The sequence below is a fragment of the Ilumatobacter sp. genome (assembly GCF_039969435.1).
Classification (GTDB): Bacteria; Actinomycetota; Acidimicrobiia; order Acidimicrobiales; family Ilumatobacteraceae; genus Ilumatobacter_A.
The window spans coordinates 32,194-46,645 of record NZ_JBDVNU010000028.1; the positions used below are offsets into that span (position 1 = coordinate 32,194).

At 69.0% G+C, this 14,452-nt stretch carries 10 protein-coding genes; 3 read left to right on the forward strand and 7 right to left on the reverse strand.

From position 1 onward, the window contains the following. Positions 1–38 precede the first annotated feature (38 nt). Positions 39–1,658 (reverse strand): c-type cytochrome, encoded by a 1,620-nt coding sequence (locus ABJK40_RS13690; RefSeq protein WP_348510323.1) that lies wholly within the window; start codon positions 1,656–1,658, stop codon positions 39–41. Between the two features lie 161 nt (positions 1,659–1,819). On the opposite strand from ABJK40_RS13690, the gene ABJK40_RS13695 reads away from it, so the two are divergent. Then, positions 1,820–2,164, forward strand: a complete 345-nt coding sequence (locus ABJK40_RS13695) for a DoxX family protein (RefSeq protein ID WP_348482446.1) — start codon at positions 1,820–1,822, stop codon at positions 2,162–2,164. A gap of 24 nt (positions 2,165–2,188) precedes the next feature. On the opposite strand, the gene ABJK40_RS13700 is transcribed toward ABJK40_RS13695, so the two are convergent. The 3 genes from ABJK40_RS13700 to ABJK40_RS13710 form a co-directional block, all read right to left on the reverse strand. Further along, the gene (locus tag ABJK40_RS13700; protein ID WP_348482444.1) at positions 2,189–2,563 is read right to left on the reverse strand and encodes a DoxX family protein; all 375 of its coding nucleotides are present in this window, start codon (positions 2,561–2,563) and stop codon (positions 2,189–2,191) included. 47 nt (positions 2,564–2,610) lie between these two features. Next, entirely contained in the window at positions 2,611–3,891 is a 1,281-nt protein-coding gene (eno, locus tag ABJK40_RS13705; RefSeq protein ID WP_348482442.1) for a phosphopyruvate hydratase, read from the reverse strand. Positions 3,892–4,148: 257 nt separating this feature from the next. After that, positions 4,149–5,459: a DUF4032 domain-containing protein gene (locus ABJK40_RS13710; protein ID WP_348482440.1), complete on the reverse strand. Its 1,311-nt coding sequence runs from the start codon at positions 5,457–5,459 to the stop codon at positions 4,149–4,151. 76 nt (positions 5,460–5,535) lie between these two features. On the opposite strand from ABJK40_RS13710, the gene ABJK40_RS13715 reads away from it, so the two are divergent. After that, complete coding sequence (locus ABJK40_RS13715) at positions 5,536–7,275, forward strand: hypothetical protein (RefSeq protein ID WP_348482438.1); 1,740 nt, start codon at positions 5,536–5,538, stop codon at positions 7,273–7,275. Beyond that, positions 7,275–8,399, forward strand: coding sequence for a hypothetical protein (locus ABJK40_RS13720; protein ID WP_348482437.1), 1,125 nt, complete (start codon positions 7,275–7,277; stop codon positions 8,397–8,399). Before ABJK40_RS13715 ends, ABJK40_RS13720 begins: the two co-directional genes overlap by 1 nt. On the opposite strand, the gene mazG is transcribed toward ABJK40_RS13720, so the two are convergent. The 3 genes from mazG to mfd all read right to left on the reverse strand — a co-directional run bounded on the left by mazG (position 8,371) and on the right by mfd (position 14,295). Beyond that, entirely contained in the window at positions 8,371–9,921 is a 1,551-nt protein-coding gene (mazG, locus tag ABJK40_RS13725) for a nucleoside triphosphate pyrophosphohydrolase (RefSeq protein WP_348482435.1), read from the reverse strand. The two genes, ABJK40_RS13720 and mazG, sit on opposite strands and share 29 nt — an antisense overlap. Positions 9,922–9,967: 46 nt before the next feature. Then, entirely contained in the window at positions 9,968–10,723 is a 756-nt protein-coding gene (locus ABJK40_RS13730) for a hypothetical protein (protein WP_348482433.1), read from the reverse strand. 86 nt (positions 10,724–10,809) lie between these two features. Further along, positions 10,810–14,295 carry a transcription-repair coupling factor gene (gene mfd / locus ABJK40_RS13735; RefSeq protein ID WP_348482431.1) on the reverse strand — a complete coding sequence of 1,162 codons (3,486 nt, stop codon included), beginning with the start codon at positions 14,293–14,295 and terminating at the stop codon, positions 10,810–10,812. Positions 14,296–14,452 lie beyond the last annotated feature (157 nt).

Below are 14,452 nucleotides of genomic sequence, written 5' to 3' on the forward strand. Positions count from 1 at the left end.
GCCACACGAGCCGCAGCTTCACGCGCGGTCCGACGTCGTCAGGCCGGGCGGGTGACGATCTGGAAGTAGCACATCTCGTCGTCGGTGCCCTCGGCCCACAGCACGTAGCGCGGCTCCGCATCCTCGTCCATCCGCGACCGGTCCCACACGCAGTCGATCTGCACCCGGTCGCCCGGCACCAGGACGATGTCCTCGATCGGTCGGTAGTCGAGTTGCCAGTCGAAGTCCCAGTTCGGGATGTCGAGCAGCACGCGCTCGCCCGGCGTGCCCGGATTGAGGGTCATCTTGACCGACTTGCCGAGCTCGTGTTGGTGCCCCCAGATCGACACGATGCGTCCCGTCTGGGTCGGCAGCGTGCAGGTCGACGACGCGATGCCCGTCGTCATGTGGGCGTAGTCGGCGGGCGTCGTGCCGCAGGCTGCGTTCAGGCCGTCCGCAGCGAACGCCCCGAGCGTGCCGGAGCGACTCTGCAGCTCGGTGACCGATGCGTCACGGTCGCACAGCGGGCCGACCTCCTCGGTGGAACACGGGATCTCGGCCGGGCCGAGGTAGATCCGCAGGTCGATCGGGTCGAGCGCTCCGCCGGCCGCGTCGATGGCGGCCTGGTCGGCCATGTCGACCACGAGTGTCGACAGGTCGGGAGCGAGGTCGGCGAAGACCGGCTCGTAGTGGTAGTGGATCTGCATGACGAAGAAGTCGCCCGGCTGCATCTCGATGCCGGTGTCGGCCGGCAGTTGCGTGGGGTCCTGGCCGGGGGCCCAGCTGAGGATCTGGTTCACCGCGCCCCGGCCGCCGATGCCGGCCAGCCCTGTACACGACCACCCCACAGCCGGGTCGGCGGCATCGCTGGCCTCGGCGGATTCTCGTGCGTCGGCGCTCGCCCGGAACAGGAGCGCGTGGTGCACCACTTCGGCGACGTCGGCTTCGATCCCGTAGCCCTGCACCCAACTCTGCTCGGTCAGGCCGGGGTCGTAGATCTGGCACCGGTAGTCGTCGGGATCGGTCGTGTCGCCCTTGTACGGCTCGGCCTGCAACACGATGTCGCGGTCGATCACCGTGCGGGTCGTGCGGGTGGGCTCGATCGGAGTCGTCGGGTCGACGTCGAGTGGGCTGCCGTCGGCCACCCAGGCGGCGACGGTGGCGATGTCCGCTGGGTCGAGGCGGCGGTCGTCGTGGAAGGCGACGTCGCCGTCGGCAGCGGGCCACGGTGGCATGTAACCGACGTCGATCACGGCGTCGATGTACTCGGCGTCGAACCCGTCGACGTCGCCCGCCGTCTCCATCGCGAGGTGGGCGGTACCCGGCCCGTCGGCCGTGTGGCACGAAGCGCAGTTGTCCTCCAGGATCGGCTGGACATCGCTCGCGAAGGAGATCGCGGGGGAAACGGCCGGATCGTCGGCCTCGATTGAGTCGGACGATGCGGGCACGCCGGTCGTCGACGTGGCGTCGGGCACCGACGTGTCGACGGACTCCTCGGACGTCGCTGGTGGCACAGGCTCCGAGGCGGTGTCGTCGCTCCCCGACGAACATGCCACGAACAGGATCGCCGCCCCGACGGCGGCGTGCATGGCGATCCACGCCCGCTTCGTCGCAGCCGACCTGGGATGCGACGCGCCTGCTGCTTGGTCCGCCCCGACAGTGCGATGTCCCGCTCCCACCCGTGAAGTATGCACCGCACTGCGGCCCGGGGAGTCGTCGAGCGGGCCGAGCAGAGGTGATCGGTGAGACTCGGTCGGCCTCCGGGCGACGAAGGCTCACCGCCTTGGACATGGCACCGCAGCGCATCGACCCCCGTGATCCGTCCGTAAGGTCGTCGTCGATGGTCGCGATGCTCGTGCTGTGCAGCCTCACATCGGCGATCGCCTTCTTCTGGTACGGGCTGCGATGCCTCACGTCGTCGCGTTCACGTCAGGAGTACCGCAGGTACGGGATCCCGCACCTGCGCGTCCTCAACGGAACGCTGCAGTTGTTCGGTGCCGGCGGTGTCCTCCTCGGACTCGTGTTTCCACTGCTCGGCGCCACCGCGGCGTTCGGACTGTGCGTCCAGATGATCCTCGGACTCATCGTTCGACACCGCCTCCGAGACCCGTGGAGGCTGCGGATCCCCGCCACGTCACTCGCCGCCGTGAACGGCGTCCTCGTCGTGCTATTCCTGCTGCGCTGAAACGGCGCTGCCGAGAGCCGACCGTCAGCGCTCGTCGGCGAGGAACGCAGCGACGCTCGACATGCCGAGCACGGTGATCGCCGGCGCCGCCCGCTTCAGCGGATCGCCGACCTTGACGTGCATCCCGATCGCACCGACCATGAACGCAGCCAAGCCGATCGCAGCCGGTCGGACGATCTTCGGGACGAACAATCCGATCAGGAGAGCCAGTGCGAGGCCGACCTTGGTGGCGCCCACGGCGTACATCTGCTTCTCGGAGAAGCCGTACACGGCGAACTCCTCCTTCATGTTCTTCGCATCACCACCGCGGTAGCCGGTGTCCCGATCGAACCGGTTGAACCAGACGTTGAGGATCCAACACGCGGCGCCGACTTGGGCAATTCGTCCGAGGTACTTCACGATTCCCGGTGTTCCCCGATCGGGGACACCCAAACGGGTGACCGGCCTCAGCGCAGCGGCGCCAGTGCGCCGGCACCGCGGTAGGCGGCCTGCTCGCCGAGCATCGATTCGATGCGCAGCAGCTGGTTGTACTTGGCGACGCGGTCCGAACGGCACGGTGCGCCGGTCTTGATCTGTCCGCAGTTCGTGGCGACGGCGAGGTCGGCGATCGTGGCGTCCTCGGTCTCTCCCGACCGGTGGCTCATCACCGACGTGTAGCCGTGGCGGGTGGCGAGTTGCACCGTGTTGAGCGTCTCGGTGAGCGAGCCGATCTGGTTGACCTTGATCAGGATCGAGTTCGCGACGTCGGTGTCGATGCCGCGCTGGAGCCGCACCGAGTTGGTGACGAACAGGTCGTCACCGACCAGTTGGGTCTTGCGGCCGACCGCCTTCGTGAGCGCTGCCCATCCGTCCCAGTCGTTCTCGTCCATCGCGTCCTCGAGCGACACGATCGGGTACTTGTCGACCATCTCGGTCCAGTAGCCCGCCATCTCGTCGGGGGAGAGGACCTTGCCCTCGTGGGTCAGGTGGTAGGCCCCGTCGGAGAAGATCTCCGACACGGCCGGGTCGAGGGCGATCGAGATGTCCTCGCCGGGGGTGAAGCCGGCCTTCTCGATCGCCTCGAGCAGCGTGGTGATCGCCTCCTCGTTCGACGACAGGTTCGGCGCGAAGCCTCCCTCGTCGCCCACGGCCGTCGACAGTCCTCGATCGTGGAGCACCTTCTTGAGGACGTGGTACGTCTCGGTGCCCCACCGCAGCGCCTCGGAGAACGACGGTGCTCCGATCGGCATCACCATGAACTCCTGGAAGTCGATCGAGTTGTCGGCATGCGAGCCGCCGTTGATGACGTTCATCATCGGGACGGGGAGCACGTGGGCGTTCGGCCCGCCGACGTACTGGTAGAGCGGCATGTCGAGTTCGATCGAGGCGGCCTTCGCGACCGCGAGGCTGGTGCCGAGGATCGCGTTCGCGCCGAGGCGGGCCTTGTTGTCGGTGCCGTCGAGGTCGATCATCACCTGGTCGATCAGGCGCTGGTCGAGCGCGTCGTGGCCGACCAGCTCGTCGGCGATCTCCTCGTTGACGAAGCCGACAGCGGACAGCACGCCCTTGCCGCCGTAGCGATCGCCACCGTCACGCAACTCGACGGCCTCGTGCTCGCCGGTCGATGCGCCGGACGGCACCGCAGCTCGGCCCTCGGCCCCGGAGTCGAGCAGCACCTCCACCTCCACGGTGGGGTTGCCACGACTGTCGAGGATCTCTCGGCCGGTGATTGCGATGATCTCACTCATGTGCGAGGAACGTACCGCACCCGGCGATCCCTTCGCACCGGGATGACGTGGGTCGAAAGGTGTGGAGTGGGTCAGACCCCTGCCACACCAGGTGGGTCGAGGGGTGTGGAGTGGGTCAGACCCCTGCCACACCGGGTGGGTCGAGGGGTGTGGAGTGGGTCAGACCCCTGCCACACCGGGTGGGTCGAGGGGTGTGGAGTGGGTCAGACCCCTGCCGCACCGATTCGACCGTCGATGGGACGACGGCCCCTGCAGGTTCAGAGATCGTCCCGTGACAGCTCGCCCGTTTCGTCGCCCCCGGCCCGGAGTGGTGCCTCGCGGGCGATGTCACGTTCGTCGGGCGCACCGGCGAGCACGTCGGCGAGGTACGACTCCAGTGCCACGTCGAGGGTCACGTCGCTGCCGGCCTTCTCGCTGAGGAACCATCGGTGTTCCATCAGTTGATGGAACAGTTCGGCTGCTTCGAGCTTGTCGAACATCGGCTCGGGGACGCGGGCCATCAGTGGCTCGAACCGGTCGTCGAGCCACCGGACGGCGACCACGTTGTCGGGAAGGTTGCGCACGGAGGGACCGCCGTGACCGGTCGGGAGGCCCTGTTCGATCTTGCTCTGTCGCTCTCGTTGCATCTCGCCGCCGAACGAACGGATGTCGTCGAGCAGTCGCCGCGCCTGGTTCTCGGTCGCCTCCAGACCGGTCAGGCGCTTGAGGCGGTCGCGATGGAAGCCGTGCTCGACCACCCGGGGGATGTACCGGTACCGGTCACCCTCTCCGTCGTCGACGATGTCCATCTCCTCGACGTCGAATCCGAGGTCGTGCAACCGTTCGAGGCGCTGGTCGATCTTGAACGTCTCACCCGGCCCGAATTCCTGCGCTGCGGTCAACTCGTCCCACAGTCGGTGGTATCGGTCGGTGATCTGCAGAGCGATGTCCATCGGGTCGATGTCGGCCTGCAACCGGTTCCCGGCCTGCAGGTCCAGCAGGCCGCCCGCCACGTTCTCCGTGGCCATCTGCAGGTCGAGCGTGCGCTGCCCGGGCGACAGCTCCCGGTGCAGTTCGCCGGTCTCCATGTCGATCGCGTACGCCGACAACGCGCCCGCGTCGCGTCGGAAGAGCGTGTTGGACAGCGAGCAGTCCCCCCAGAAGAACCCGGCGAGGTGGAGGCGTACGAGCAGACCGACGAGGGCGTCGAGGACGCGCTCGCCGAGGTACGGGATCGTCAGCCCTCGACCCGCGAGCAGTGTCCGGTACGGGATGGAGTAGTCGAGGTGACGCGTCACGAGCATGCCGTCGACGCGGTCCGCCTTGCCGGTCACCGCTGCCACGACCTCAGCCGTGGGCAGGCCGGCGTCCGCCAGTTCGCGCAGCAGGCGGTACTCGCGGGTGACGAGGTCGTCGGGGAGTTCCTTGATCACGTAGCTCGTGCCGTCGAGTTCGATCAGGCGCACCACGTGTCGATGCAGCCCCAGCACCCCGTGCATGTCGGGCAGAGTCCAGTCGTCGAGCCGTTCGGTGAAGGGGAGTGAGGCGATGTGAGGGTGCTCCGACGGCGTGGCGATCTGGAGGCGCATGGCACCAGTCTGGCCGAGCGGGCGTGGCCGCAATCGAAAATTCAAGTGGGTGGCAAGACGTGACGAAACACACGGCGTGACCGAACTCGATGTGATCAATGCGACCGACGGCGTCGCGCTGGCGCCTCCGATGTCGCCGCACGTCCAACGCCCTCCGACCCCCGAGGTCCCGCCCCGGATCAGGACCACCTGGGTGCTCACCGCCACGATCGGCTGCGCAGCGTTCTCGGCGACGATCGCCGCCGTGCAGATGGGTCGGGTGATGACGGGCCGGGAACGCCTCGCCGGCGTGGCCCCGCTCCAGCTCGCTCTGGCGGTCCTCGCGGCGGTCGGCATCGTCCTGTGGACGTGGATGGTGGTCGAGAACGCGCGACGCCTGCTCGACGCAGGACGCACGACCGAGCCTCCCGTGCCGAGTGCGGTCGCAGCGGCGTGGGCGATGCCCCTCCTGGTCATCGCAGCTGCAGCGACGTCGGTCAGCTATCTCGAGAGCCGCCTCAACACCGCCGACTCGGACACGACCTCGGCCGTCCCCCTGGCCATCGCGCTGTCGTTCGTCGTGACCGCGATGCTGGTGTCCTACCGACCCCTGTCCATGCTCTCGTCGATCATGCGGCGCCTCGGCTCGGCGTCGGGTGCACTCGCGGGTTGGATCTGGGTCCCGATCTCGCTCGTCATCGCCGGCGCGGCGACCCTCGTGGGTCTGCGAGCCGGGGGTGCCTACGGCGACGACTTCGCCGGTGTGGCGCCCGCCTGGGCGCTGGGGGTCGTCACGCTTCCTCCGCTGATGATCCTGCTGATGCTCGCCTGGCGCGGCGGCCGCGCCGTCGAGGACGCCGTCGGATTCGCATTCGATCGTCGCACGGGCCGTGATGCGTCCGGCGTCGGCCGCGGCAAGCTCGGGCTGTTCACGCGTGCACTGCGCGCCGACGCCCGACCTGCCATCGCCCTCGACACGCGCAAGCGGATCCGCATCGTCCCGGGTGCCGACATCCTGCGACTCGCCCTGATGACCACCGTCGCGGCGCTCACCCTCGTCAGCATCGTCGGTGCGCTGGTGATGTTCATGTTCTGGCGCGAGTCGGGCGACGGCACCCTCCTGCCGTCGCAACGCGACCGTGCCTGGACCGCCCTCGGTGGGTTGCAGACACTCGAACGGTGGCTCGCCGTCGGCCTGATCGGCATCGCCACGATCTGGTCGTTCGTCAGCGTGCTGAGCGCCAGGATCGCAAGTGGCCGACGCCGCAACCCCGTCCTCGCCGCCGCTGCCTGGCCCGCAGCTGCGTATGGGATCTGGTGGTTCGGGCTGCGACTCGAGACGGCCGACACCGCCGTCGATGCACTCGCCGTCTATGCGCTGCAGATCGCCGCTTTGTACGTGCCGATCTTCTTCCTGGAACGTGCGGCCGTGGCCGTCGGTGCGCGGCGTGGGCCGCTGCGTCTGACGTTCGCCGTGTCCGCGGTGCTGTTGATCCACGTGCAGGGACTCGGCGGGCTGCCGACGATCGTCGAGATCACCGAGGTCGACCGGTTCGGTCGCCTCGCTGGCTACCTCGCCCTGGCCGCGCTGCTCGAACTGATCGCCACGATCGCCATCACCGATTCGAGTCACCTCGTCGCGGACGGTGCGGCCGCCATGGCCGACAAGCACAACTTCCTGGTCGACCAACGGACCCCCCGCGACGCCCCGCCCGATTCGGGGGCGCCGTTCGTCCGACCGCCGACGGGACGTCCGGTGCAGGCAGCCCCTCCGATGCCCTCGATGGTCGCAGCGTCTGCGCCGGTCCCGCCGCCGCCGACCGGCGCGTTCGGTTGATGTCCGGTTCGTTCGACCCGTCGACCTCGACCGTGTCACCCAGTGACCCCGACCGTTCGACCGACGTGATGCTCGAACCGTCCGTACCCCGTCTGGCGACCCTGCCTCCGACGACGCCGCTCTTCACTCCGACGCTGCCCGCCTCGTCGGGCCCGTCCCGCACGACGATCGACACCGACGAGGCGAGCCCCGCCTCGGGTTCGGGCTCGGTGGCCAGCTGGACCTCGACGTTCGTCACTGCGACCCCGCCGACCGGAGCGGGCGCCGCGTCGGCCCGTGCGGCATCCGTCGACGATGCAGATCACCGACGGCAACTCCACGCTGCGCCGGGTGCCCTGGTGCGTTCGACCTGGTTGCGTCACGTCGCACTGTGGGCGGTCGCGGCGGCCGGTCCCGGGGCGTTCGTCGGTGATCTCGTCGGCGCGGCACTCGTGATCGTCGGTTTCCTGGCGCTGGTCGCATGGTCGGCGGTGACCGCCGTGAACGTGCGCCGCGCGTGCCCTCCGGTGCAACACGGCCGATCGCAGCGCGTCCGGGCGCCGCACCCGGCCTCGTCGGTCGCGGCCTGGGTGGCCGCGCCGGTGGTCGCCGTGGGAGCGGCAGTGGGACTCTCCGCGGTCGGATCCTGGACGGCTGCGGCCGGCTTCGAGGACGAGGGACCGCGACTCGTCGGCCTGGCTGCAGCAGCGGTCGTGGCCGTCGCCGCAGTGCTCGTCGCTGCCTACCAGCCGTACGCCGTGTTGGCGAGGTGCGCCACGACCGCACGTGCCGACAGCGCTCACGTCCGTCGGTGGTTCATGGCGCCACTCGTCGCCGTGGCCGTCGCCGCGGCCGCGCAGGGCCTGGTGCGGCTCGCCTCCTCCGCCGACGAACGCGCCGGCACCGCCACGGCCGGACCATCGCTCGAGATCGCTGCGCTGTGGGTCGCCTCGCTCGTGCTCCCGTGGGTCACGTGGCTCGTGTTCGCCCGTCGGGCGATGAGGTCTCTGGATTCGGGCGTGGTCCACACCCACGGTCGGGCCGTGCGAGAGGCGCTCGAACCGACCGAGATGACCGCCTTCGCGGCGAGCCTGATGGCACCGAACACGGCACCGTTCAGTGCTGCGAACGCTCCACCCGCTTGACCTCGTCCCACAACTCGTCGAGCGTGGCCAGCGTGGCATCGCGGAGGTCGATCGACCGATCGGTCGCCAGCGCCTCGACGCCCTCGAAACGGGTGCGGAACTTGTCCGCCGCCTGCCGCAGTGCCAGCTCGGGGTCCACTCCGACGTGGCGCGCCACGTTGACCACGGCGAACAGCAGGTCACCCAGTTCGGCGTCGATCTCCCGTGCGTCGTCGGCATCGATCGCCTCGACCAGTTCGCCCGTCTCCTCGACGACCTTCGGGATCGCTCCCGACACGTCGGTCCAGTCGAACCCCACCTTGGACGCCTTGCGGCCGACCTTCGCCGCGTAGGCGAGCGCAGGCATCGAGCGTGGGATGCCGTCGAAGACCGACGTACGGCCCTTCTCGACTCGCTTGATCTCGTCCCAGTTCGCCAACACGGTCGTCGAGTCGAGCGGAGTGTCGGCTCCGGACGACGCGTCGCCGGTGGAGTGGGCCGTGTCGGCACCGAACACGTGCGGGTGGCGCCTGACCAGCTTGTCGTGGATGCCGTCGGCGACGTCGGCGATCGTGAAGCGGCCCTCCTGCTCGGCGATCGTGGCGTGGAACTCGATCTGATAGAGCAGGTCGCCGAGTTCCTCGATCAGGTCGGCGTCGGGATCGGCCGTCGCCTCGGACGTTGCGTCGGGCGCCGCGGTATCGTCGCCTGCCTCCAACGCCTGGATCGCGTCGACGACCTCGTAGGTCTCCTCCAACAGGTACGGGATCAGCGACCGGTGGGTCTGCTCCACGTCCCACGGGCACTGCTCGCGTAGCGTCCGTGCGAGGCGGTGGAAGCGGGTGTAGTGGTACCCGACCGGTGTGGCGAGGTGAGGGACGTAGACCGAGGTCAGGTGGTCGGCGTCGACCGTGCGATCGAGCTCGGACCACGTCGTGTGCACGATCTGTTCGTCGGCGGTCCCGAGCGCATGCAGGATCACCACCGCCTCGTCACCCGTCGCCGACTCCACGGCGAGTTTGATGTCCGACAGGACCCAGTTGGCATGGGTGTGGGCGATGAGCAGCGGGCCGGCCTGATCGGCGGCCGCAGTGGCGAACTCGTGCCCGTCGACGAGGCGGACACCCGCTTCGACCGGGTCGATGCCGAGTCGCGCCCACGCCACGTCGAGGAACGACATCGCCGGGCGGAGGTCGACGGTGAAGTGCGCAGCGGCTCCGGCGCTGCGCTCACGGAGCAGTCGCACGGTTCGTTCCAGCACCAACGGCGAACCCGGAACGGCGTAGAGGATGTCGCCGTGAACGGCTGCGTCGGCGATCAGACGCTCGGCGATCTCGGCGTAGACGTCGTCGAACGTGTCGGCCGATTCGTAGAGGTCGTCGTGGGTGACGGCACCGCTCGGCGCGTCGAGCACGAGATGCGCCGAGGGGTGCACGGCCGTGCGCAGATGCCGTCGAGCGATGTGCTCGATCGATCGGAGCGTGTCGACCGTGACGTGATCGTCGGCTCCCGGCCCGAGTCCGACGACGGTGATCGTCGACATCTCCGATCGCTCGCCCGTCGGGTGCGGTGGGGACACGCGTCGCACCTCAGCCGAGGGCGACGACCCCGCCGCGGTCCACGTCGAACGTCCCGTAGCGGGAGTCGACATCGATGTCGATGTCCTCCACGAGGACGCGCAGCCCGACGGTCTGACGCAGGGCCTGCAGGACCTGCTCGGCCTCGGTCGGGTCGAGGTCCTCGAACGGCCGGAACCCGATCACCAGCGCCGCGGTCGTCCCGTCGGGCCCGGGAGTCGGGGCCGTGGCGTAGGGGTCGTCGGCGTTCACGGAGAACAGTGCCTGGACCTCGGGCGTGTCGGAGGTGGCCGGGTCGAACTGTTCGGCGGGGAAGCATCCGGCCCGCCCACCGGCGTCGCCGAGTTGCGGGTCGATGTTGAACTCGGCGAGGACGTCGAGCACGTCGGTGCCTGCTGCGAGCTGCTCGACCGCGGCGTCGCCCGCTTCGGCCGACGCCGCGACCATGATCGTGGGGCACATGACACCGGACAGGGCGATGCCGTCGTCGTAGCTGGGAACCAGTTGATCGTCGGGCAGCCCGGCGAGCAGCTCCTCGGTGACGAGACCCTTCTCCACGGTGGTCTCGAAGATCCAGTTCGAGATCTCGGCACGGGCGGCGTCGGCGTTGCCGCCTGCCTGCTGGGCGTCGAGCAGTTCGTCGAGTTCGTCCTGCGTGAACTCGGTGCCGTCCACCCGGGCCACCGTGTCGGTGTCGAGCGACGAGCACCCGGCGGCGACGGACGCCAGGGCGACAACGGTCAGGATCGTCTGAGCTCGGCGATGCACAGCCAGCAGGCTAGCGGCCGGGTCAGACCGAGCCCCGACGCAGTCGCGGCCCTCCCCGACTCGGCGCGGACCAGCGCAGCGGGTGGCTACGCGACCGGAACCAGGTCGCGGAAGAAGGTGACGAGGAAGGTCGCGGCGTCCTTGCCCTTCGGTAAGGGGACCACGAGCTGGTGGAGGTCTTCCTTGTACTTGGCTCCGCGAGACAGCCGGCGCAGTCGGATCGTGGCGCTCATGGGCAGTTCGATCGGCTGCACACGTGCGTCGCTCGACGTGATCTGCAGGTCGCGCACGCCGAGGCGGTGGCACTCGGCGCGCAGGTAGCCGACCTGCAGCAGCGACTCGGCGGGGGCGGGCAGTGGGCCGTAGCGGTCCTCCCACTCGGTACGGATGTCGTCGACCTGTGCCTGCGTGGTGACGTCGGCGAGGCGGCGGTACGCCTCGAGCCGCAGCTCCTCCTTCTCGACGTAGTCCTCGGGGAGGAAGGAGTCGGTGGGGACGTCGAGCTTGATCTCGGCCGGCGGCTTCTTGGCGGGCTCGCCCTTCATCTCGCTCACCGCCTCGGTCACCATCTGGCAGTACAGGTCGTATCCGACGGCCGCGATGTGGCCCGACTGGCTCTCGCCCAGCAACGAGCCGGCACCGCGGATCTCGAGGTCGCGCATGGCGATCTTGAAGCCCGACCCCAGCTCGGTGGCCTCGCCGATGGTGCGCAGCCGTTCGTAGGCCTCCTCGGTGAGCGTCTTGTCGACCGGGTGGAACAGGTACGCGTACGCGCGCTGACCGGAACGGCCGACGCGACCACGGATCTGGTGCATCTGACCCAACCCGAGCAGGTCGGCGCGCTCGACGACGAGGGTGTTCACCGACGGCATGTCGATTCCCGACTCGATGATCGTGGTGCACACCAGGACGTCGTACTGGCCGTCCCAGAAGTCCTGCACCACGGTTTCGAGCGAGCCTTCGTCGAGCTGACCGTGGGCGATCGCGATGCGTGCCTCGGGCACCAGTTCGCGTAACCGGCGTGCCGCGGTCTCGATCGACCGGACCCGGTTGTGGACCCAGAACACCTGCCCTTCGCGCAACAGTTCACGGCGGATCGCCTCGACGGCGACCCGCTCGTCGTACTCGCCGACGTAGGTGAGGATCGGCTGGCGCTCGGCGGGCGGAGTCTGCAGCAGGGAGAGGTCGCGGATGCCGACCAGGCTCATCTCGAGCGTGCGCGGGATCGGTGTGGCGGAGAGCGTGAGGACGTCGACGTTCGTCTTCAGCTTCTTCATCTTCTCCTTGTGCTGCACCCCGAAGCGCTGTTCCTCGTCGACCACCAGCAGCCCGAGGTCCTTGAAGTTGATGTCGGCGGCGAGGAGACGGTGGGTGCCGATGATGCAGTCGACCTCGCCGGACTTCACGTCGGCGATCACCTTCTTCGCCTGCCCCGCGGTCAGGAACCGGCTCAGCACTTCGACTCGGATCGGGTATCCGGCGAACCGGTCGGCGAACGTGTTGCCGTGTTGTGTCGCCAGGAGCGTGGTCGGCGCGAGGACCGCCACCTGCTTGCCGTCCTGGATCGCCTTGAACGCGGCACGGATCGCGATCTCCGTCTTCCCGAAACCGACGTCACCGCACACCAGGCGGTCCATCGGGAACTCGCGCTCCATGTCGGCCTTGATCTCGACGATCGCCCTGGCCTGGTCCGGGGTCTCGACGAACGGGAACGAGTCCTCCATCTCGGCCTGCCACGGCGTGTCCTGTGCGAACTGGTGCCCTTCGGCGGTCACCCGCTGCTGGTAGAGCAACACCAGTTCCTGAGCGATCTGGCGGACCTCGGTCTTGACCCGGGCCTTGGTCTTCGCGAAGTCGGAACCGCCGAGCTTGTGCAGCTTGGGGGCTTCGCCGCCGACGTACTGGCGGATCGTGTCGATCTGATCCGACGGGATGTACAGCTTGTCGCCACCCTTGTAGCTGAGCAGGAGGTAGTCGCGCTCGATCCCACCGATCGCCCGCTTGACCATCCCCTCGTACATCCCGACGCCGTGCTGGTGGTGGACGACGTAGCTGCCGGTCTTGAGGTCTTCGAAGGTGCTCGCCGTCTCGCCCCGCTTGCGCGTGCGCGCCTTGCGGTGCGCGCGTCGACGTCCGGTCAGGTCGGACTCCGCGACGATCGCGATCTTCGCATTCGTCAGCGTCACGCCTCGGTGCAGCGGCGCCACCACGATCGACCCGCCCGGCGGGAGGTCGTCGCCGCGACGTGCGATGTCGTCGGAGCCGTCGCGGTCGGCGGGTGGCGTCTCGAGGCGGAGCTTGAAGTCGAGGCCTTGGTCGAGGAGCATCGACTTGAGTCGTCGTGCCGAGCCCTCGCCGTCAGCGGCCACCACGACGCGATATCCGTCCCCGATCAGCTCGACCAGCCGGTCGGTCAGGCCGGTCCCGTCGCCGACGACCGGCCCCCAGCCCATCGCCTGGACCATCGGGGTGTCGGGTGATTCGGGAGTGGAGTCGATCGACCAGAACGAGCCGCCGGGCGCGTCGGCCAGCAGCACGTCGGGATCGGCGTGGAGGCGCGGGAAGGTCTTGTCGGGGTCACGCGCCCAGGTGGACGCCAGGGTGCGGGCGAGGTCGTCCTCCTCGGCGATCAGGTCGGCGGCCCGGTCGCGCATGCGCCTCGGTTCGACGAGCAGGATCTTGGCGGTCTCGGGCAACACGTCGGTGATCAGGTGCGGGGCCCCCGGCGCGTCGTCGACCAGCCACGGCAGCCACGATTCCATGCCGTCGAAGTGAGCACCTTCGGCCAGGCGCTCCCACTGTTCGCGGCCCCAGGGCTCGCTCGCGACGAGCTTCTCGGCCCTCTGTCGGACTCCCTCGGTCGGCGTGAGTTCACGCGCCGGGAAGACGTGGACGAGATCGAGGTCCGTCGTGGAACGTTGGTCGTTGACGCTGAAGCGGGTCAACCGGTCGACCTCGTCACCCCACAGGTCGATGCGGACGGGAGCGTCGGCACACGCCGGGTACACGTCGACGATCGCGCCCCGCCGTGCAAACTCGCCGCGATGCTCCACGACCTCCTCGCGCCGGTATCCGAAGGCGACGAGTCGCGCGGCGAGTTCGTCGGGGTCGACCTCGCCGCCGGGCCGCACGACGATCGGTTCGATGTCGCGCACACCTGGGCCGAGCTTCTGGAGCAGGCCGCGGACACCGGCGACGATCACCTTCGGGCAGCGGTCCGGACGTTGGAGCCGCCACAGCACCTCGAGGCGCTGCCCCATGGTCTCGACGTTCGGGCTGACCCGCTCGAAGGGCAAGGTCTCCCAGCCGGGGAAGAGCGCGAGTTCCTCCTCGTCGAGGAACTGCGACAGGTCGTCGTGCAGTTGGCGCGCCATCGTGCCGGTCGGGCACGCCACGAGCACGGGGCGCCGGTTCGACAGTTGTCCGAGTGCGGCGATCGAGATCGGTCGGGCCACCTCGACCACTGCGAGACGTGCGTCGGGCTCGCCGAAGGCGCGCGTCAGCCCCGGTTCGGATCGCAGCAGGGGTGCGAGTGACCGAAGGGGCGCGGCGGAAACCTGATCGTCGCTCAAGCCCGCCATTCAACCGTCGCGAAGGGGGTGTCCCGCCGTGACCTCGGCCCGCTCGACCAGAGTCGGTCCGTCTGGCTCCGAATGGATCGGACCGACTCGCCGCAGCATGCGTCCAGGCCACAGCCACCAGCCTCGGGTCCGACGTCGGCCGACGGGT